The sequence below is a fragment of the Solibacillus kalamii genome (assembly GCF_002174535.1).
In the GTDB taxonomy this organism is placed as follows: Bacteria; Bacillota; Bacilli; order Bacillales_A; family Planococcaceae; genus Solibacillus; species Solibacillus silvestris.
The window spans coordinates 84,657-106,185 of sequence record NZ_NHNT01000006.1; the positions used below are offsets into that span (position 1 = coordinate 84,657).

Sequence of the window (21,529 nt, forward strand, 5' to 3'; positions counted from 1 at the left end):
ATATCACACCCCCGAATACGCGTTAAAGCCACCATCTACTGCAATTGTTGTACCTGTAATAAACGAAGAATAAGAAGAGTCCAGTAAAAATAGCAGAGCCCCTAATAATTGATCTGGCTCACCAAATTTTTTCATCGGTGTAGCTTCAATAATTTTTTTTGAACGTGCTGTATACTCTCCTTCTGCATCAACGAGCAGATCTTTATTTTGCTGGGTAATGAAAAATCCAGGTGCAATTGCATTTACACGTAAGCCTGTTTCAGCAAAGTGAACAGCCATCCAGCTTGTAAAGTTATTTATCGCCGCTTTTGCTGCACTGTACGCAGGGATTTTCGTTAATGGTGTGTATGCGCTCATCGATGAAATGTTAATGATGGCTGGATTTTCTGCTTGTAAAAGTGCCTCTCCAAACACTTGGCATGCCAGGAATGTTCCTGTGAAATTTAAAGAGAATACATCGGAAAAGCCATTTTCCTGCAAGTCAAAAAATGAAAGGCCAGTGGAATTCGCCTCATAATATTCTTTTTCGGTAATCGCATCCGGATGGTTTCCGCCTGCACCGTTAATTAAAAAATCAATACGTCCAAACTGTTCAAGAATTTGCTCTTTTGCTGCAAGTAAAGAATCTTTGTTAAGTACATCAGCAGTTATTGCCACAGCAGTCCCCCCTGCTGCAACGATTTCCTCTTTAACTGCTTCGACCTTTGATTCAGTACGACCGATAATCGCCACCTTTACTTGCTGGCGTGCCAATTCCTGTGCCATCTTTGAGCATAGAACACCACTGCCACCTGTAATTACTGCTACTTTATTTGCCAAATTTTCGTGTATTGGAATCATTATTTGCCTCCTGTTTGTTCGCTGTAAGCATCCCATAAACCATTTAAATACATAATACCGAGTGCACGATCATATAAACCGTAGCCAGGGCGACAAACTTCTCCCCATAAGTGACGTCCATGATCCGGACGTACATAGCCTGTATAATTTTGTTCATGCAATGTTTTAACGATCCCTTTAATATCAATTGAACCATCTGATGTAAAATGAGAAGTTTCTGTAAAGCTGCCATTTTCATAGATTTTCACATTACGAATATGGGCAAACGGTGAACGATATGCATATTTTTCAGCAATTGCGACCATGTCATTATCCGGTGATGCACCCATCGACCCAGAGCAGAATGTAAAGCTGTTTGCTAAAGAATCATTGATCTCAATTAATTTTTCATAGCTTGCTGCTCCTGTAATGATGCGAGGTAAGCCAAAAATCGAATACGGCGGATCGTCCGGATGGATTGCCATGCGTATTCCAACCTCTTCGGCGACAGGGATAATGGCATCTAAAAAGTAACGTAAGTTGTTCCATAGCTTTTGCTCATCCACTTCTTTATACGCTTCGAAAAGTTCCGCGATACGGGCCATACGTTCAGGCTCCCAACCTGGCAAAGTTAAATCAGAAGCTTCACTAACCGTTTTTACAAGCTGCTGCGGATCAAGACTTTGTACTTTTTCTTTATCGAAGTAAAGTGCTGTCGACCCATCTTCAAGCGGGTGGAACATATCTGTACGTGTCCAGTCGAAAATCGGCATGAAATTATAACAAATTACTTTAACGCCTACTTCCGCCAAATTCCGAATTGTCTGTTTATAATTTTCAATATATAAATCGCGATTACCAAGACCGAGCTTAATATCTTCATGAACGTTGACACTTTCAACAACATCAATATGGAAACCTTTTGACTGGATATACTCCGCTTCTTCTTTAATCTCTTCTTTCGTCCAAAGCTCGCCTGCTGCCTTTTGGTGCAATGCCCAAACAATTCCTTTAACATTCGGAATCTGACGGATATGGTCGAGCGTTACTGTATCATTGTTTCTTCCGTACCAGCGAAATGTAATATTCATCTTTTACACCTCTCCTTGTTTTGCTGCTTCTACATATTTTCTGCTCGCTTCTACTACTGCTGCATGTCCGCCTGTTGCATAAGCTTTATTTAGATCACTGCCAATCCCTACTGCGATTGCTCCCGAATCAAGCCATTCACAGAGATTGTCAGTATTTATGCCACCAGTCGGCATAATCTGTACATGCGGTAATGGACCTTTAACAGACTTAATGAACGAAGGCTTAAAGTTATTTGCAGGGAATAACTTAATCACATCACAGCCATACTCAAGTGCCGATACCATTTCCTGAATCGTCATACAACCAGGGAAATACGGAATAGCGTAGCGATTGCATACTTTTGCTACTTCTTTGCTGAACTGTGGACCTACAACAAACTTTGCTCCATTCAAAATTGCATGACGAGCTGTTTCCGCATCAAGCACCGTCCCAGCACCCACTACTGCATCAGAATTGCGGAATGTTTCCAGTACTTGCTGCGTATTTGGCGTTGTATAAGTGAGCTCGATTAAATGAATGCCCCCTTCAATCGCTGCATTAGAAAGAGCGATTGCTTCTTCTGCTGAACTTCCTCGAATCACTGCTACTACTTTCGAACTTGTAATCGCTGCTAATGTTTCAGCCTTTACCATATGTTCATCTCCCTTTTATATGATTAACGTTCAATTGCTTTTTTATTGTTCATAAAGTCGAGCACTTCCTGTAGTTCCGGCAATCCTTCATTATCACCTTTTACAGTCGTTACTAGCGCACCCACCGCATTCGCAAACGTAAGACTTTCTATTGGTGAATAATTGTGAAGAGCTGCGTATATATAGCCTGCATCAAACCCGTCTCCGGCACCTACTGTATCAATTGGAGTGATTTTGAAAGCTTCCTTTTCATGCCACATATTTTCTGAATAAAGCTTTGCACCATTGGCTCCGTCTTTAATAACAAGTTGTCCGATTCCGTGCTGCTTTGCGAAAGCTTCCAGTGCTGGTTTGCTTACATCATGTTGAATAAGCTCCACTTCCTCCATCCCTGCCAGCAGAATATCTACATAAGGGAAAATTTGCTCATATGCTTTACGAGCGTCTTCAATCGTCCATAGTTTTAGTCGAATATTCGGATCGAATGAAATCTTTATATTTTTTTCTTTCGCCTTTTTTAGTACAGCTAGTACAATTTGCAGATTCTTTGGTGCGATTGCCAAAAATACACCTGTTAAATGGACAATCGACACGCCATTCAACAATTCGTCCGTAATATGCTCCGGCTCGATTGTTAATACCGGAGATTGATGGCGGTAGTAAAACGTTTTTCCGGAACCGTCTTCGCGGATTTCTTTAAAATTCAGAGATGTCGGATACCCATCAACGAACTCAACTTCCGATACATCAATGCCTTCTCCGCGAGCAAACTTGTAAATGCCTTTACCGAATTCATCATTACCTAGGCGACTCATCCATTTCGACTGCAATCCAAGTCGGGCACAACCAATAGCAAAGTTTAACTCTGCCCCACCCGCTTTCTTAGCAAAGCTTTGCACATAACGAAGCGGACCTGTTTCGGATGGGTTAAACGTAACTAATGCATCTCCTAATGTAAAAACAGTTGGATTTGTAGTCAAAATTATTCCTCCTTGAGAAAACTTTTAAGCTAAATATTTTACTAAACCGGTTTAGTAATTTGAATTATTCAAATCTTACATTGAAAGTGCTTTCATTTCAATAGAAAAATTTAGAATATTTTAAATGTAAAGTGTTTTTTGATAGTACTGAATGCTGTTATATAAGGACTTAATACGCTTTTTCAGGCCATAAATTTCTTTTTAATTTTTTGGCGATTAAATTTTCGGGATAGTAATTCTTAATATCCAATTTTGTTTAATATTAATAAGCCCATTTTATGTTTAATATCATATACTGTTATGACATCAAATTTAAAAAATCATTATAAAAATACCAAAGCTACTAACTTCTAGCCGGAATTGTATTGAACTTTCTAAATGAATATAAGGAAGGAGAGAACGAATGATTGTAGACGGGGTTTTTTCAGGCGGCGGTATTAAAGGCTTTGCATATGTAGGTGCCATTCGGGCGCTCGAAGAAAAGGGCGTGAAGTTCGAACGTGTAGCCGGTACAAGTGCCGGAGCCATATTGGCAACTTTTATCGCTGCGGGATTTAATACAAAGGAACTTGAAGAAATTTTTGATGAACTAAATTTAAAGGTTTTACTCGATCCCCCGAAATTCATAATCGAGTTACCGTTTTTAAAATGGCTTAATTTATATAAAAGAATGGGCTTGTATCGTGGTAAATCCTTGGAAAACTGGTTTCTCGAAAAACTTGCGACAAAAGGCATCTACACATTCGGAGATTTACCAAAGGGCATTTTAAAACTAGTAGCCTCCGATTTAACAAACGGCAAGATTCTTGTTCTCCCGGATGATTTGCATCACTATAATATAGATCCCAAAAGTTTTCCGGTCTCCCGCGCTTTACGCATGAGTTGCGGTCTTCCATTCTTCTTTGAGCCTGTCTATTTAAAAAATGGGAGAAGGGAGTCTGTTATTGTAGATGGTGGTGTTTTAAGTAATTTCCCAATGTGGATTTATGATAATGGAAATAGAGAACGGCCCGTTCTTGGAATGAAGCTTAGCAGTTCAAGCGAGGATAAGAAACCTCATGATATTAATAATGGAATTCAACTATTTGAAGCGTTATTTAGTACGATGCAAAATGCTCATGATAATCGGTATATTTCTCGAAGACACGAGAAGAATATTATCTTTATTCCGGTTGAAGAATATAGTGCAACCCAATTTGATTTAGATGAAGCGACAAAAAATAAATTAATGGGCATCGGAAAAGAGCGGACAATTCAATTTTTAAAAACCTGGTCTCCAGTTTGGTAAATTCCCCTATAAAAAAAACTGGATGCTTTCATAATTATGATTCACCCAGTAATTGAAGTATCCACTTTTTCAAATCAACTAGTCGATCAGATTCAGGTAATTCACTTGCCCCAGTCACTATAATCGGAACAATCGAATCTACTTTATGAAGAGATCCATGTGCGCCGCCACCCGCATGGTCATGGCTATGCTTTTCAATAAACTCATAAGATGGTTTAGCATCCACGATAATAACACGCCCTTCCTGTGAATGAAGCGCTCCATCCAGCCTTGCAAGTGCATCTGGATAATCCTGATATACAATACGTTGTTCTTTCGTCATGTTTAAATCCAAAATTGAGGCATCTCCAGCAATTCGCCATGTTTGATTATATTCATCAATAAAGTAACCTTCTCTTGAAAATTCTAACTCTCCGTCACTTTGTGGGCTGACAACATAGTTTGTTTGTCCACTCTTCCATGCGATAAAGCCAATTCGCTCATCCTCTTTTAAAACATTTACAATTTCCGATAGCTCAACTTGGGGGTCAATTAAGTAAATGTATGACATACGCTCGTTAACAGCGACGGCAAGTTGGGCATTCGGATTTTTCCTTTCCCAAAAAGTATAATCCTTCAATAACTGATTTAAATCAATTAATGACGTTTCTTTATCATCTTTTACAAACGATTGACCACTATCGCCCAATATAATCCAAGTTACTTCTTGTATAGCCTCTTCCCATGATGGAAAGCGATTTAGAATGTTTTGTACTGCTTGATCCGCTTTCTGTATTCCCTTTAAATCTTCAGGCCCGTGTTTGTGTATAGAAGCATCTGCATCCGGTAAATAGGCAAGTGTAAAGGGCGGTAACATCTTTTGGTCAATCAAGTAATTCAGTTCATTCGCAGTAAATTGGTTATTGACACCTAAACGATTCCATACAAATTTATAACGATTATTTTCTGAATTATATTGAGATAACGTTCCAAGTGAAAATATTGCAGGACCATTAACATCAATATTTTCCGGCAAAAGATCTGCTACCGTAATTAATTTGGGTATATTTAGGCTATGTTGAAAATTTCCACGATATAAAAGACCGTTGATCGAAGCGGAAGAAAGATTCCGATGAGCCAGCTCTTCATGGATTGTTTGCACTTCTTTACTTAAATGGCTGCTATTCAAATGGACAACACTATCAAGAGCAACATTTTTAACTCCATTACTCCAGATTTCGCCGATTCCGCTGCCGTAGCTAATCATTCGATTTTCATCTTCTTTAAACCAGATTAATCCCGGCACTTGATGCTGGTCTGGATATGTACCCGTTAGTAACGTACTGTCAATCGTGACTGACATCGTCGGATAAGAGCTAACCATTTCCTGATGCAGCTGTCCGTTGTTCATTAAATATGCTAAAGCAGGTGCATCACCTTCTTTTATCACTTTCTGCAATGGTTCATTCATTAAGGAATCTACGACAATGAGTATTACAGGTTTAATCGGGTTATTCATGATTTGACCTTCCAGTTTTTTTAATGGGGAAATTGAAAGCGCTAATAAAAAACTTGCACAGATAACAGCAACAAAGACTGCTGCAACTATTAATTTTCGTTTCATCGTGTCACCTTCAAACTAATTATATAAAGATTAGTATGGTTTGAACTTTATGAATGTATGCCGCTAATAACAAATTCTGGCCTGAAATAATTTTTTTTGAAATGGGCAAAGTAATTTATATTGCTATCATATTGCCTTGAAAGGTGGTTTTTCCATCATGAATAATATAAAAGTCAAACTATGGACAAACCAATACTTAATAATTATTTTACTGTCTTTAATAATGTTCGTTTCTTTTTATATGATTACAGCAGGTTTTCCTATTTATGTAGCCACGATTAGTGATAACCCTGCAATTGCAGGAATTATGACGACGACTTTAATGACTGCATCCCTGATTACACGCTTCTTCGCTAGTATAATTATCCAAAAAATTAATATGAAATTGCTGCTGATTATTTCTTTGCTTTATTTTATAGGAACAATCGCCCTCACTTTCGTCAATGATTCAATCGGATTTTTAATCGCCATTAGAGCTCTTCAAGGGATTGGATTTTGCATGCTTACAAATTTGGTGTTTACTATATCCAGTACTATTGTGCCAAAATCCCGATTAGGTGAAGGAATTGTTTTCTTTGCAATGTCTACGAGCCTCGGGACAACAATAGGGCCTCTTATTGCTATTTCCTATTTAGCAAATTTTTCATTTCAGTCTATGATGGTACTAACATTAGGTCTTATGGCATTTTCATTTGTGTGCAGTCTTTTTACAAAAAATACGAAAGTTGAAAAGGAACATCCAAAGGAGATAAATAAAGAGCCGTTCTATAAATATATGTTTGATAAACGTGTTCTTCTTCCGTCTATTTTAGTAGCATTCAATTATATGACGATTGCAGGGATTGTGAACTTTATGGGGGCATTTGGGAAAGAAATTAATGTAGGGGCAAGCATATCACAGTTTTTTATAGCTCAAGGAATTACAATGGTAATCATCCGTTCTTTCTCCGGTAAGATTTTCGATAAGTTCGGGCATAGAATTCTCATTATTCCGGCTGCTGTTTCAGGTGCTGTCGGGTTGGTTGTATTAGGCTTTTCAACTAACATGATTATGGTTTTACTGTCAGGTGTACTGTTCGGAATTGCTTTTGCTATTCTTCATCCCATTATTCAAGCTTGGGCATTAACACTTGTTCCACCGGAGAAAAAGGCAACAGCCAATTCGATGCTTCTTATATTTATCGATTCCGGTTTAGCTATTGGGTCAGTAGGATTAGGTTTTATAGCAAGTATAGTTGGCTACGGTATGACCTTCAGTTTTTCTGCGGTACTTATGATTCTTATTTTAATCATCTATTTAATTGGAAGTAAGAAAATGACCGTATACAACGATAAATAAAGCATAAAAAAGGTGAAATCTTTTTCGATTTCACCTTTTTAAATTACTTATTCATTACTTTAAACATTTCCGGTACTGAATTCAGATCAATATCCCACATAATTGGAAGAAGGAAATAAATGGACAGTGTGATGAATACTACACCGAATACATTCAATGCAAATCCTGCCTTCATCATGTCAGTTATTTTAATATAACCTGATCCGAAAACTGCCGCATTTGGCGGTGTGGCTACTGGTAGCATGAATGCGCATGATGCAGCTACACCAGCAGCAATCATTAAAGCATATGGATGAACACCTAATGCAACAGCAAGAGATGCCATAATTGGATACATCATAGAAGCAGTTGCAGTGTTTGAAGTAATTTCCGTTAAAGCAAGTACAAGTGCTGCAACAAGGAAAATCAGGACGATAACACTTACGCCTTCAAGTCCCATAAGTTGTGCTCCTATCCATTCTGACAAGCCAGTACTTACGAAACCGGAAGCAATTGCAAGGCCACCCCCGAATAGAAGCAGAATGCCCCATGGCAATTTTACTGCTGTTTGCCAATCCATTAAGCGGTCGCCTTTACGGTTTACTGAAGGTATCGCAAATAACACAATCGCAAAAATAACACAATCATTCCATCTGTTAAACCGTCGACAAATTTGCTCAGTAAAAATGTACGCGTAATCCAAGAAAATGCCGCTAATGCAAAGACAACAAATACAAGCTTTTCTTCAATTGATGCAGCTCCAAGATCTTTTTTCTGTTTATCAATAACAGCATGTCCACCAGGCATTGTTTTTAATTTTGATGGAAACGCAATTTTTACAAGGTAAATCCATGTCACAAAAATAAAAATCCATGCAAATGGTACACCAAATAGCATCCATCCAGCAAATGATAGTTCAATGCCATACATTTTATTAATTGCTCCGGCAAGCAATGTATTTGGCGGTGTACCGATTAATGTGGCGATTCCACCAAGTGAGGCAGAATATGTAATTCCGAGCATCAACGCTTTACCAAATGCAAAACGCTGTGGAGATGTATCAATCGACAGGTCATTTTTTAATCCGTCTGCAACTTGGTTGATGATGGCAAGTCCAATTGGAATCATCATCATCGCTGTAGCGGTATTAGAAATCCACATCGATAAAAATCCTGGTGCAATCATAAATCCGAGAACAATTCGGTCCATATTTGTACCGACCATCGAAATAATTGAAATTGCTATACGTCTATGTAAGTTCCATTCCGATTCCAAGTTGTTGAAAACAATTCCTAACCCCCCTAAATTTGATTAAAAATAGCTATACACCAATTTTTGATGCTATATTGCTATTACCTTTTACATTTTTACTTAGGTTAAGAAAAAAAGAAATAGTATTTAAAATATTTCGATTTTAGTATACAAATGACCCACTATTTAACGTATGCAAATAGTATTTTTATGCATAAAGTATTGTTATATAACACTTTAATGTTATTTTAAAAAAGTAAATATAATTAGTAAAACAGAAAAATTTACTTTCTGTAAGAAAATATTTATTTCTTTCAAATTTAGAAATCCGTATGAAATGTATAAAAAAGAACGGACTCCCTTAATAGGAAATCCGTTCTTTTTTCCAGAAATTAACGTGCATTCGCTCTTTTAAAACCATCATAGACAGATATTACAGCACTTACGATGAAAATGATAATAGCACTGCCAACTACCCATATGCTAAATTGCGTGCTAGTCATCGTAAATAATTCCATCATATAAGTTACAAAATGGTCGTTCATTATATCAGGATTAATTACAATTACTACAAAAACGACAGTTGAGAATAATTGGAGAACCGCATTCCAAATTGCCATTCTTTTTGTCCACTGTTGTTTTAGTAATTTATAAAGTGCAAAGGAAATTTCCAGTCCAATGATTAAAATAACTATCGGCAAAAATTGAAGTAATACATCTTGATTCAGTGCAATCATAACGAACTGTAATCGGTTTCCATCTCCTTCGTATACCCCTATAAGCTGGTTGGCATAGAAATAAAGGGTTGCCCAAATAGCTGTCCACAATAAACTTCCAAAAACTTCAAACTTCGAGATCGCTCTTTTTTTAGGTATATAAGGTATATTTTTTAAATCATCTGCTGTCCATTTTTGCATGCTTGCAGTAAGCGGTTGCTGTTCCTTATCTTTATCAACCCTTTCAATAATTGCAAACGTTAAAGTTGCCCAGAAAAAAACTTGGATTGCAGCATTGATTATCGACCAAATGCTTTCTCCAAAAATAGATAACACACTCATTAAAATTGCTTCTTCACCATTATAACTGACAATATATTTAGTAATAACCGTAATTAGAGTAATGATAACGGCAATAGGGACAATCATTTTAAGCAATGAGACATATACATCAAAATAACGAGGACCAATCAGATGCATCGGCTCATCTTTATAGCCATTCGCCAGGACGGCCGGATTGCCTAACTGATTAATAACCTGTTTCGCATCCTCCTCACTATACTGTTCCGGCAACATATCCTCGATCGTTGAACGTAACTCCAATGCAATATCCGTACGCATTTTTTCAGGCAATCTCCGAGTGACTTCTTGAATATATACATCAATGATCCTCATTTTCTTCATCCCCTCTTAATAAAGCATATAGTTCCTTAGAATTATCGATCCATTCCTTTTTTAGTTGCAGAAATATTTCCGTACCATATTTGCTCAGCACATAGTATTTTCGGGGTCTACTTTCAGAAGTATCCCAGCTGCTCGTAACTAGTTCCTGCTTTTCTAGTCGGCGAAGCAACGGATACAGAGTACTTTGATCAATGGAGATACCGGCACCTTCTAATAGCTGAACCAATGAATAGCCATACTGCGGAGTTCTTAACTGACTTAAAACAGCTAAAGTCAATGTCCCTCTCCTAAGCTCTGTCGTTAAGGAATTTAGTAAATTACTCATTTATACACCTCAAATTATTATAATGTATGTCATACAGTATTATTCTTATACTATGCATCATACAGTATAGATGTGAAGAAATCCATTATACATTCAGATAAAAAAATAAAACCAATGAATTCTTAAATGAATCCACAGGTTTTTAATAAGCAATCGGAGATAAGTTTGTATCCATTTTATAGCTGTTTACAAAAGTGTTGAAAAATAGGCTTGATTCCATTGATCGGAATCAAGCCTATTATTATTCTTCTTTATTTAACTCAAAGCTATTAAGCAATGAACGTACTTCATCCGTAGATTTTGTATTCATCAACTGGTTTCTCAGTTCACCGGCACCTCGGAAGCCTTTTACATAAATTTTGAAAAAGCGGTGAAGGCCTGACATTGAACGAGGCAGTTCTTCGGCATACTTGTCCTGCAAATCAAGCTGCAGTTTTAGAAGGTCAAGGTACTCTTCAGGACTGTGCTCCTTTGGAAGCTTTTCAAAAGCAAACGGATTTTTAAAAATACCGCGTCCTATCATTACCCCGTCAATTCCGTACTTTTCTGCAAGTTCTAAACCAACTTGACGGTCCGGAATATCGCCGTTAATTGTTAACAGTGTATTTGGCGCAATTTCATCTCGCAACGCTTTAATTTCCGGAATAAGCTCCCAATGTGCATCAACAGCACTCATTTCTTTTCGTGTACGTAAATGTATAGAAAGATTTGCAATATCCTGTTTTAAAATATGTGTGAGCCACTCTTTCCACTCATCTATTTCTTTATAACCTAGTCGTGTTTTCACGCTGACAGGCAGACCACCTGCTTTAGCAGCTTCGATTAGCTCTGCTGCCACATCGGGACGTAAAATCAGACCGCTGCCTTTCCCTCTGCCTGCAACATTCGGTACTGGGCATCCCATATTAATATCAATTCCCTTAAAGCCCAATTCTGCCATACCAATGCTCATCTTGCGGAAATTGTCGGGATTGTCTCCCCATATATGGGCAACAATCGGCTGTTCGTCTTCTGTAAATGTTAAGCGACCACGGACACTTTTAATTCCATCAGGGTGACAGTAACTTTCCGAATTAGTAAACTCGGTAAAAAATACATCTGGTCTTCCTGCTTCAGCCACTACATGCCGAAAAACTAAATCTGTCACATCTTCCATCGGCGCGAGTACAAAAAATGGTTTCGGTAGCTCCTGCCAAAAATTCTCTTTCATATGTTAAGTTCAATTCCTCTCATTACAAACAATCATCTCTTACTTTTAAATTTCCTCTAACAATATTAGCGTAAATAGTGCAGAAAAGTAAAAGCAGATGATTTAAAAAGCTGTCTTTTAATAAATAGATGGATTTTTTGCTTCATTAACCAATTAGCAGCTTCTGTTTTATTTTTTTGAGTGTTCCTAAAATACTCATCGCTGCTAAATAACTCGTTTTAGGATTTGCAGGTAGCGGATTATTCTTAATTGTAAATGTTGCTTCCCCAAAATCCCCTGACATTTCAATTTGGTGAATGTTTTTATCAATTTTCGGGTCTGCCACTAATGTTACACTCGTTTCGTCAAATCCAATTCCAGCCAACGCAAGCACAATCGATACATTCATATTTTTAGGGTAACGTCGGATCGCTTCCGTCGCACTCCCTTTAAATATCACTTTCTCTTTCTCGATTGTTTCCTCAATTAATGAGCTCGCCGGTTTGCGTGTTGTTAGCGCAACGGATGTAACTGTACCAAGCACATGGGCGTTTTGCAGTAAATCCAACCCTCCAATTGCACCTGATGGCAAGTAAAGTCTTCGGTGGAATTCATTCGCTAAGGTGTTCAGCTCTGCCAACAGTTCCTCATCCACTAATGCACCAATACTAATTAAGACAACATCCTTTTTCCTGATTGCCGCCGGAAGTAATGTATGAACTGCTTCAATATTTGCAGCCTCCACAACAATATCAATTTCTGAATCTAAAAATGCATCTATTTCCGTGTACAGCTTTACTCCATAATTGGATTCAAGTAAATGATGCTTTTCCCTGTCCCTCACAAAAACACTTGTAATACACAAGTTTTCTTGCCTCTTTTCATTTATTTCTTCCAACAGGAAATGAGCAATTGCACCAGCGCCGATTAAACCAATCTTCATTGTATACCTCCTTTAAATCATCTTCTATTTTCAATTGTACTCTTCTACAACCATATCATAATATCGGCAATGCATTCTCCCATCCTTTAACAGAGGCTTTACTTCAAATATATAGATGAATTCGTTAGTATGAATATAAGGCAAGAAATTAGAGGAGGCATTCGTATGGAACTGACAGTTTATTTAGCAGGACAGATACATGATAATTGGCGTGAAGAAATCGCACAAAAGGCGAAGGTAAAAAATCTTCCGCTACACTTTGTAGCACCACAGACAGACCACGACCGATCAGATAATATTGGCGAGGAGATTTTAGGCATCCAGCCTTCAGCATATTATAAGGACAATGCTGCTTCAGATATTAATAATTTCCGGACACAGGTGTTAATGCAAAAAGCGGATGTCGTCATTGCATTATTCGGTGAAAAGTATAAACAATGGAATACCGCAATGGATGTAAGTACAGCGATTGCATTGAATAAACCGACAATCATCATCCGTCCCGAGTCATTAATTCACCCTTTGAAAGAGCTATCCAACAAAGCAAATGTGACAGTGGAAACTGTTGATCAGGCGATTGAAGTAATCCGTTATATATTTGATTAAAGTACCAGTTAAAATTAAAAAAGAACGAACTCCCTTTGGAATTCGTTCCTTTTTATAAATATCTATATAATTAAATACGCTTCAAGGCACCATTAGGCTGTGGTAATTCTTGCGCTGTTATTTCATTCATTTTACAGAAATGTGTAAAGAATTGTTGAGCCAGCTCTTTTTCCTGAGGGTCTGTTTTCAAGGAAACAATATCACGTAAAATTTGAGCCATCCATACATTATCAAAATAACGATGCTTACCTGTATTCCACGTCATTTTATGAGTGAACTTCTCGTTTACATAATAGTTCCAGAACAGCATTTGCTCAGCTTCCTGTTCTGTCAGTTGAATTCTGTACTTTGAATGTGCCGGAATATATCCATCTTCACTCAATTTCCCGATAAAATTCTCTTCTACCATATACACACCTAAAATGCGTCGTTCCTTTTCAGGCGAATTTTCATCCACTGCCGTTAACAACACAGCACTGTTCAGATGCAGACGAATTGGTTTTACAGGCTTCCCTTTATTCACACCGCTCTTCGTTAATCCCGAAAAGACCTTCCAATCTGAAAAAGCTGTTTGCTGTTCTTCAGTGTCACACCAGAAAACCAATTGTGATTCTGGATGAAGTTTAAAGTTTTTCATATGTTTTTCATGAATTAATCGTTGTTCCTGGTTTTTACGCTGGAGTTTTAATTTCTCTTCTTTTTGCCATTCTTCTTCTCTTCGCTCAAGTTCTTTTTTCTGAATGATTTTTTCTAGCGTTTGCACATCATCTTTATCATGAAGTACTAAATGCTTTCCAAATACATCAGGGAAAACAAACTTTTTACTTTCCGATGCGAAATGTATTTCAATACTTGATTCATTCTGTTTAACGATACTACCCATTCCGAAATGCTTATGTGTAACTTTTTTATTGATTAGATTCATTATTTAAATCCTCCTTGTAAAATAAAAACACAGTTACTTTCAATCGTCAGCCAATAATTAACTCTAGTTTAGAGCTTAGACAACTGTTAAAATTTTTGCTCTCGTGAATAAAAAAAGTACATAAATACGTATCCTTAATAATGAATTCAAAAAGAACAAAGAATACATAATACGCACCGAAAACAATTGTAAGACTATTATAACATTTTTTTATAGAAATTACAAAAATTTTATTGACATATTATTTTACGTTAGGTTAAAATGAAATTTTGTTCTAAGTCAACTAAAATATTTATCCCTTAAAATTATAGTAGGCATCTGGTTCGAACGTGTAAAAACGCGTTTTAACCGGATGCTTTTTTTATTTATTAAATAGATGAATACAGCATTTACTAAACGCTTCCTTTCAAAAATCCACATATTACGAAGCACTTTAGAACCTGTCCTTACATATGTTGCGTATATACAAACATACAAAGTGCTACCTTGTTTTAGTTCAAGCCTACATTTGCATATAAGTAAGTAATTGGCTGGACGATGATCATGAAACTTAAGGAGTGAGTGAATGGGTGCAATTAATGGTGAAAATTATATTAACCGATTAAATGCGTTAAATAATGAAATATGGTTGGACGGTGAAAAGTTGGAAGGGTTGATATCTGAACACCCTGTTTTTAAAGGACTTATTCATACGAAAGCTTCCCTTTATGATTTACAGCACAATCCTAAAATAAAAGATGAAATGACCTTCGTATCCCCCCTTACCGGAGAACGTGTCGGCCTTTCTTATTTGATGCCCAAAACGAAAGAGGATTTAATAAAAAGGCGAAAAATGATGGAGCATTGGGCTAGACATACACATGGCATTTTAGGAAGAAGTCCCGATTACTTGAACTCCGTTTTAATGGGCTTCACCTCCTCTGCTGCAATGCTTGAAGGCCAGGAAAAATGCTACCCGGAAAACCTTCTGGCATTTTTTGAAATCGTTAGGGAAAATGATTTATCGCTTACCCATACGTTTATTACCCCTCAAGTAAATCGTTCTCAAAGTTATATTGAAAACACGAACGAACCTATTTCGGCAAGGGTTATCGCCGAGACTGAAGAAGGCATCATCATAAAAGGCGCACGTCTTTTAGCAACACAAGGCGGATTAACAGATGAAGTATTTGTATTTAATGTTGGTAAGCTTGTATTTGGTGAAGATGAAACTTTTTCCTTTGCCGTCCCATCGAATACAGAAGGTTTAAAATTTATTTGCAGAGATTCTTTTATAGGTGGGGAGTCTGCATTTGATCATCCTTTAAGCTCAAAATACGAAGAAATGGATTCCATTGTGGTATTTGACAATGTATTAGTACCATGGGAACGTGTCTTTTTTTACAACAATGTCGAGGTTGCCGAAAAATTTCTTATGCAAAGTGGTTTTCATCATTTTGCCAAATCTCAAGTTTTAATTAGGCAGATTGTAAAAACAGAATTTATTTTAGGAATTGCCGAACTCCTCATCAATACGATTAAAGTTTATGAATATCAGCATATCCATGAAAAAATGACTGAAATTATTGTTGGATTGGAAACGATGAAAGCACTATTGGAGAAATCGGAGAATGATGCAGCACTAGATGAATACGGCTATTTACGGCCTGCAATTTTACCATTGAAAGTTGCCGGTTATACGTTTTCGAAAATTTATGCCCGCCTCACCGAAATCATTCAGCTCATTGGTGCCAGCGGAATTATTACCCTCCCAACTGAAAAGGCATTTCACTCTGCTATAAGAAGCGATTTAGATCAATATCTTCAAGCCGCAACTAAACCCGCTAAAGAACGGGTAAAAATATTCCGGTTAGCTTGGGATTTAACGATGAGTTCATTTGGAACTAGGCAAACACAATACGAGCGTTTCTTCTTTGGCGATCCCGTCCGGTTAACGAGCGAATTATATTTCAATTATCCTAAAAAAGAATATGTAGAGGCTGTATGTACATTTATAAACCTAAAATAATTAGATAGTTGATGATCCTGGTACATTCATCACTCCTTCTTCAGTCATTAACTAAAACGGGTTTATTGCATAAACTAAATAAGAATGATTATAAAAAGGATGATGAATAAAATGAAGTTGCGGAAATGTTGCGGAAATTCCCATCCAAACGACAAACATGCAGATTACATTGAAAATGATGAAAGCAGTGACATGAATCGCTGGGAAAACGATGGAGGTAGCACTGCGGGTACTTTACACCTCGTAATCTGTACGAAAAATTTCATATTCGCTAAAATATCACTTTTTATTAAAAGTGATATTTTAGCGTTGTACAAACCCATTTAGAGTTGTGATCCAAGGATTCAATTACAGTCGCCCTTTTGGTCAATATTTGATTAATACCTCCCTACTGACAGTGGTACTTGTATATAGCTTATTTGTGATAGAACGATAATTCTTGTTATACTTTCCCTTTCGTAGGTATTAATAGATTCAGTTAAAATTAGAAAATCCTGTTTAACCGCTTCCAATGTTCCTGTAATCAGGTCTTCTCCTACTGCTACTGTAATTTCTCTTCTTAAAAACTTCTCCAGCTGTGTACTCAATAATTTGCGGCTCATTACACCACCTCCTCTTTAATAAGCTACATTTTCAATACTGGCTAGTGGAATGTATAGAAAATGCGTGTTCATTTTAAGTGTTAAAAAGTCCAAGTCCACTTCTACTAAAATACCGGTTACCTTTGAATATTCAGTTGTAACTATAAGGTTTGACCCTTTCAAAGAATTAAGAAATGCACGCAGTTGCCCCATATTGCACCCCCCCTTTATGTTGGTATGTTAAATGATATGTTTGCTCCAGAAACTTCTCTGGGTAAAGATTTAATTTTCCATAATTCCCAATAAAATATAAGCATGTCGCACAGTTGGTATTAAATAAGGTTCATATCATAATTGTGAGGTGATAACTATGAAGGAAAGAAAGGAAGGATTAGTGAGTGTTGTGATTCCATGCTATAATGCAGCGCAATTTATAGAAGATTGCCTAGATGGACTGAAGTCTCAAAAACACGATAAAATTGAAGTAATAATTGTTAATGACGCTTCTACTGACAACACGCTAGACGTAGTTGAAAAGTGGCTGGAAAATTCAAATCCCCACTTTGAAACTATTATATGTAATCTTCCTGTGAATACAGGGTTTGCCGGGGCTCTTACTGTCGGCTATTTTATGAGCTCGGGCGAATATATTGCAGTAAATGATGCCGATGATATTTCGCACCCGTTACGTTTAGATAAACAGGTAAACTTTCTCCTGGAAAATCCAGACTACGATTTAATTGGAGCAAACTACAAAGTATTTTATAACGCAAATTCAATAGAAGATGGACAAAAATCTAATTGGTTGCAATACGGAGATTCTATACAAGAATGTTATGCGGCTGGAGGTCATTGTGTCTGTCACGGAACGATTTTATTTCGCGGAAAGGTTTTTGACATGATAGGTGGTCCCACACGAAGGATTAACGGTGCAGAAGATTATGAATTTATCGTAAAATTTCTGAATGCAAAATTAAAGATAGATAATCTTACAGATGTTCTCTATTACTATCGAAATCATGATCAGCAACGCTCCAAGACGTTTTATGGAGGCGAGAAGAGTGACTGAAAAAAGGATTTTGCTTGCCGTTGATGCCTTCTATATCGGCGGAACTGAAACTCATGTATTAAGCTTGGCAAAAGAACTTATTAAAAATAATATCTTTGTGGCAATCGTTGCTAATAAAACAGGTAATTTAGTCAATTCATATGAGGCATTGAATTGTCCCATATATCATATTGAATTTCCAAAATCGATTACTTTGGAAGAAACCTATGAGACGGAATTGATAAAACAAATTGAACTAATCATTGAAACAGAAAAAATATCCCATGTTCATATTCATCAGACTTCATCTGGTTACTTGGCTGGAAAGGCAGCAAAAAACAGAGACATTCCTACAATTATAACAATACATGGGACGTATTATCCCAATCATGAGATAGAGGAACTTCTCAAATTATCAGATGAAGTAATTTGTGTAAGCCCTCCATTATGTGACTATGTAAAAACATTCGGTGTAGAACATCCTTTCTTAGTACCAAATGGAATCAACTTAGATGACTATCCCATAGATCTCGCTGAAAGAGATATAAGAAATGAATTGAAAATACCGGAAGATGCCACCATCCTTCTGTATGCAAGCAGAATTACATGGGCTAAGGCGCATGTTTGTTCCATTTTTTTAAGAGCTTGCAAGGATTTAAAAGTAGGTGAAATTCCTAACCTTCATGTCATAGTGGTAGGCGATGGAAACAAGTTGGATGAAATTACATCTTTGGCTCGAACAATTGAGGGAATTTGCGGTGAGGCTTTTATCCATATAGTAGGAGAACAAAATAATATGCACCCCTATTATTCAATTGCAGATTGTGTAGTTGGCACGGGGCGAGTAGCTTTAGAGGCGATGGCTTCGGAAAAGCAAGTGGTTGCAGTAGGGAACCATGGTTATTTCGGTATTGTGGATACTAACAATTTTCAAGAAGCATGGAGTCATTATTTTGGAGATCACGGTTCAAAGGCTGTTTGCAATAGACATCAATTAAGTGATGATCTAAAAAAAATTTTAAGAGATACAGAGCAGCTCAGACTTAATGGAATAAAAGCCAGAGAGATTATCGAGGAAATGTTTAACATTCAGACGATTGTAAAAAAGATTTTAAAAATCTACTCTCAACAAACGAAAATAAGGTGGGATGGAATAAAAAATATATTATATATAGGCTGGATCGGCTTTAATAATTTGGGTGATGAACTATTGTGGAATATGTTTAAAGATACATGTGCCAAATATTTAGACGGGGGAAAATTCACAATTAAGCCATCACTGCCAGGTACTGATTTAAAAAATCTTGATGAATTTGATATGGTTGTATTAGGTGGAGGCTCCCTCTTCTTGCCCGGCTATCTTCAAATTCTCCAAGACGCCATTCATAGAGGAAAATCAGTACTCATTTGGGGAGCAGGAATAGATTGGATTGAAGAACCAACGTTAGGCTTACTGTTAAATGATCAATTGACTTCCTTAAGCCCAAGCTTTACACAAAAAGATGTGGATGTACTAGAAGAGGTTTTAGAACATGCGCTTTTTGTAGGGGTTAGAGGTCCCTTAACTAAAAAGGCCATTGAACTTATGGTGGGCAATGAGATATCTGCAAAAGTAAAAGTGATTGGCGATCCTGCCTTACTATTACAAAATACACATTTATTGCAGACTCCAGAAAAAGAAAAAATAATCGGTATCAATTGGGGAACAACATTTAATCGTTTATACGGCGCAAATGAAGAATCAGTAGAAGAACAGTTGGTTGAAACGGCGAAGAGATTAATAAACAAAGGGTATAAAATATTGATTTACACAGTGTGGACTGACGATATCCTACATTGCGAAAGACTTTACAATAAAATTAATGATCCGAACAATGTAGTACTAGACAAAAACCTTTATACCGAACAGCAATTGATCACTCAATTATCAAGGTGTAAAGCAACGATTAACTTCAAGCTATATGCCAACATTCTATCTCTGATAGCAAATGTCCCCTCTATCCCATTAGGCTATCGGTTTAAAGTTTTTGATTTCACTGCATTATTAGGATTACCGCACTTAGTCGTTTCTACAAGTTCTCAACAATTAACAGATGACCTGTTAGAACGCATCATAATGATTGAAAAAAACGAATTAGAGCCAGTAAAACAATATAACACAATCCAACAAAAATATATTTCTCTTTTGGAATCACCCTTCACAAAAAAATAATATGAACTTTTCAATTCATTTAAATTCCATTTAAATAAGACTCCTACCTCCAACAAATCTAACACATGTCGCAAAATGGTTAGTCTATGTTTGTTACCCATTTTAAGGAGTCTTATTTTTTTATAAAATCTAAGTGGACGAACATATGCAAATGTCTTCCTGTTGCTATCTGCTGCAATTATTCCCACCTCATAAAATCCCTGTTCTTAAGACAAACTAAACCAAAATAAAGAGAAGGTGTTGTGCAAAAAACATGAATAAACCTTTCATCCCTCAGCTTGTTTATTTTGAACCGAAAGCATTTGACTATCCGCTTGGCAAAGAACTAAAAGAAAAGTTTGAAGCGTTAGGCATTGAGATACGGTATACAACTTCCCATAATCAAATACGAGACTTTCCCGGAGAAAATGATTTGCAAAAGTATCGAATTGCAAAATCCACTCTTGTCGTTGGTATTCGCAAAACGTTGAAATTTGACACGTCCAAGCCTTCCGCAGAATATGCTATTCCGCTTGCTACAGGTTGTATGGGACACTGCCATTATTGCTATTTACAAACAACAATGGGAAGCAAACCGTATATTCGCACATATGTGAATGTCGAGGAAATATTTGAAGCGGCTGACCGGTATATTGAAGAACGTGCACCTGAAATTACAAGGTTTGAAGCAGCCTGTACATCCGATATTGTAGGTTTGGATCACTTAACCCATTCATTAAAGAAGGCGATAGAGCATTTTGGTCAAACCGAGCTGGGAAGGTTAAGGTTTGTCACAAAGTTTCATCATGTTGACCATTTACTCGATGCTAAACATAATGGTCATACGAGATTTCGTTTTAGTATAAACGCGGATTATGTCATAAGAAATTTTGAACCAGGTACATCCTCGCTTGCCCAGCGTATTGAGGCAGCCGGGAAAGTAGCGAGAGCGGGCTATCCGCTTGGGTTTATCGTAGCACCGATTTATCTTCATGACGGTTGGCAGGAAGGTTACTATCATATGTTTGAACGACTTGACGCCGAACTCCCCCAAGACGTTCGGGAAGATATTACATTCGAATTTATTCAGCACCGTTTTACAAAGGCTGCTAAAAATGTGATTAATAAAAACTACCCGAAGACGAAGCTAAAGCTGGACGAATCAGCAAGACGTGTGAAGTGGGGGAAATACGGAATCAGTAAGTATATTTACCAAAAGGACGAAGAAGATGAAATGAAAGAAACACTCTACAGCTACATGGAAAAATTCTTTCCAAATGCAAAGCTGGAATATTTCACTTAATGCAAAAATAAAAGCAGACATTCATTT

19 protein-coding genes and 1 pseudogene are annotated in these 21,529 nt (G+C 37.0%); 7 read left to right on the forward strand and 13 right to left on the reverse strand.

Annotated elements, in window-relative coordinates; genetic code table 11:
• Nucleotides 1-3: 3 nt before the first annotated feature.
• Genes CBM15_RS10465 through CBM15_RS10480 form a run of 4 tightly spaced genes read right to left on the reverse strand, consistent with a single transcriptional unit; the run spans nt 4 to nt 3,523 of the window.
• Nucleotides 4-840, reverse strand: a complete 837-nt coding sequence (locus CBM15_RS10465) for an SDR family oxidoreductase (protein ID WP_087617451.1) — start codon at nt 838-840, stop codon at nt 4-6.
• Nucleotides 840-1,910 carry a mannonate dehydratase gene (uxuA, locus tag CBM15_RS10470; RefSeq protein ID WP_087617452.1) on the reverse strand — a complete coding sequence of 357 codons (1,071 nt, stop codon included), beginning with the start codon at nt 1,908-1,910 and terminating at the stop codon, nt 840-842. The genes CBM15_RS10465 and uxuA overlap by 1 nt, the downstream gene beginning before the upstream one ends.
• 3 nt (nt 1,911-1,913) lie before the next feature.
• A complete protein-coding gene (locus CBM15_RS10475) occupies nt 1,914-2,543 on the reverse strand; it encodes a bifunctional 2-keto-4-hydroxyglutarate aldolase/2-keto-3-deoxy-6-phosphogluconate aldolase (protein ID WP_087617453.1) in 630 nt (209 codons plus the stop codon).
• Nucleotides 2,544-2,566: 23 nt separating this feature from the next.
• Nucleotides 2,567-3,523: a sugar kinase gene (locus tag CBM15_RS10480; protein ID WP_065217604.1), complete on the reverse strand. Its 957-nt coding sequence runs from the start codon at nt 3,521-3,523 to the stop codon at nt 2,567-2,569.
• 403 nt (nt 3,524-3,926) lie between these two features.
• On the opposite strand from CBM15_RS10480, the gene CBM15_RS10485 reads away from it, so the two are divergent.
• On the forward strand, nt 3,927-4,811 hold the full coding sequence (locus tag CBM15_RS10485) for a patatin-like phospholipase family protein (RefSeq protein WP_087617454.1): 885 nt from the start codon (nt 3,927-3,929) through the stop codon (nt 4,809-4,811).
• 34 nt (nt 4,812-4,845) lie between these two features.
• Here CBM15_RS10485 and CBM15_RS10490 read toward each other — a convergent pair whose 3' ends face one another.
• Entirely contained in the window at nt 4,846-6,414 is a 1,569-nt protein-coding gene (locus CBM15_RS10490; RefSeq protein WP_087617455.1) for an alkaline phosphatase family protein, read from the reverse strand.
• Nucleotides 6,415-6,571: 157 nt separating this feature from the next.
• Between CBM15_RS10490 and CBM15_RS10495 the strand changes: the two genes are divergently transcribed.
• Nucleotides 6,572-7,753 (forward strand): MFS transporter, encoded by a 1,182-nt coding sequence (locus CBM15_RS10495; RefSeq protein ID WP_087617456.1) that lies wholly within the window; start codon nt 6,572-6,574, stop codon nt 7,751-7,753.
• A gap of 43 nt (nt 7,754-7,796) precedes the next feature.
• On the opposite strand, the pseudogene CBM15_RS10500 reads toward CBM15_RS10495, so the two are convergent.
• The 5 genes and pseudogenes from CBM15_RS10500 to nadX all read right to left on the reverse strand — a co-directional run.
• Nucleotides 7,797-8,998 (reverse strand): annotated as a pseudogene (locus CBM15_RS10500) (SLC13 family permease); the annotation flags it as partial.
• Between the two features lie 377 nt (nt 8,999-9,375).
• Nucleotides 9,376-10,374 carry an HAAS signaling domain-containing protein gene (locus CBM15_RS10505; RefSeq protein ID WP_087617457.1) on the reverse strand — a complete coding sequence of 333 codons (999 nt, stop codon included), beginning with the start codon at nt 10,372-10,374 and terminating at the stop codon, nt 9,376-9,378.
• Entirely contained in the window at nt 10,361-10,708 is a 348-nt protein-coding gene (locus tag CBM15_RS10510) for a PadR family transcriptional regulator (RefSeq protein WP_087617458.1), read from the reverse strand. Before CBM15_RS10510 ends, CBM15_RS10505 begins: the two co-directional genes overlap by 14 nt.
• Before the next feature lie 241 nt (nt 10,709-10,949).
• Entirely contained in the window at nt 10,950-11,918 is a 969-nt protein-coding gene (locus CBM15_RS10515; protein ID WP_087617459.1) for a tRNA dihydrouridine synthase, read from the reverse strand.
• Between the two features lie 145 nt (nt 11,919-12,063).
• Nucleotides 12,064-12,840 carry an aspartate dehydrogenase gene (nadX, locus tag CBM15_RS10520; RefSeq protein ID WP_087617460.1) on the reverse strand — a complete coding sequence of 259 codons (777 nt, stop codon included), beginning with the start codon at nt 12,838-12,840 and terminating at the stop codon, nt 12,064-12,066.
• A 165-nt stretch (nt 12,841-13,005) separates the two neighbouring features.
• Between nadX and CBM15_RS10525 the strand changes: the two genes are divergently transcribed.
• The gene (locus CBM15_RS10525) at nt 13,006-13,446 is read left to right on the forward strand and encodes a YtoQ family protein (protein ID WP_008405594.1); all 441 of its coding nucleotides are present in this window, start codon (nt 13,006-13,008) and stop codon (nt 13,444-13,446) included.
• 70 nt (nt 13,447-13,516) lie between these two features.
• On the opposite strand, the gene CBM15_RS10530 is transcribed toward CBM15_RS10525, so the two are convergent.
• On the reverse strand, nt 13,517-14,371 hold the full coding sequence (locus CBM15_RS10530) for a hypothetical protein (protein WP_008405590.1): 855 nt from the start codon (nt 14,369-14,371) through the stop codon (nt 13,517-13,519).
• Between the two features lie 565 nt (nt 14,372-14,936).
• Here CBM15_RS10530 and hpaB point away from each other — a divergent pair.
• Nucleotides 14,937-16,379: a 4-hydroxyphenylacetate 3-monooxygenase, oxygenase component gene (gene hpaB, locus CBM15_RS10535; protein WP_087617461.1), complete on the forward strand. Its 1,443-nt coding sequence runs from the start codon at nt 14,937-14,939 to the stop codon at nt 16,377-16,379.
• 377 nt (nt 16,380-16,756) lie between these two features.
• Here hpaB and CBM15_RS10545 read toward each other — a convergent pair whose 3' ends face one another.
• Nucleotides 16,757-16,981, reverse strand: a complete 225-nt coding sequence (locus CBM15_RS10545) for a hypothetical protein (protein WP_087617463.1) — start codon at nt 16,979-16,981, stop codon at nt 16,757-16,759.
• A gap of 15 nt (nt 16,982-16,996) precedes the next feature.
• On the reverse strand, nt 16,997-17,173 hold the full coding sequence (locus CBM15_RS10550) for a DUF2642 domain-containing protein (protein WP_087617464.1): 177 nt from the start codon (nt 17,171-17,173) through the stop codon (nt 16,997-16,999).
• Between the two features lie 157 nt (nt 17,174-17,330).
• Here CBM15_RS10550 and CBM15_RS10555 point away from each other — a divergent pair, with 157 nt between their 5' ends.
• The 3 genes from CBM15_RS10555 (at nt 17,331) to splB (ending at nt 21,502) form a co-directional block, all read left to right on the forward strand.
• Nucleotides 17,331-18,029: a glycosyltransferase family 2 protein gene (locus tag CBM15_RS10555; protein ID WP_087617465.1), complete on the forward strand. Its 699-nt coding sequence runs from the start codon at nt 17,331-17,333 to the stop codon at nt 18,027-18,029.
• Nucleotides 18,022-20,220: a polysaccharide pyruvyl transferase family protein gene (locus tag CBM15_RS10560; RefSeq protein WP_087617466.1), complete on the forward strand. Its 2,199-nt coding sequence runs from the start codon at nt 18,022-18,024 to the stop codon at nt 20,218-20,220. Before CBM15_RS10555 ends, CBM15_RS10560 begins: the two co-directional genes overlap by 8 nt.
• 253 nt (nt 20,221-20,473) lie before the next feature.
• On the forward strand, nt 20,474-21,502 hold the full coding sequence (splB, locus tag CBM15_RS10565; protein ID WP_087617467.1) for a spore photoproduct lyase: 1,029 nt from the start codon (nt 20,474-20,476) through the stop codon (nt 21,500-21,502).
• The last annotated feature ends 27 nt before the right edge of the window (nt 21,503-21,529 follow it).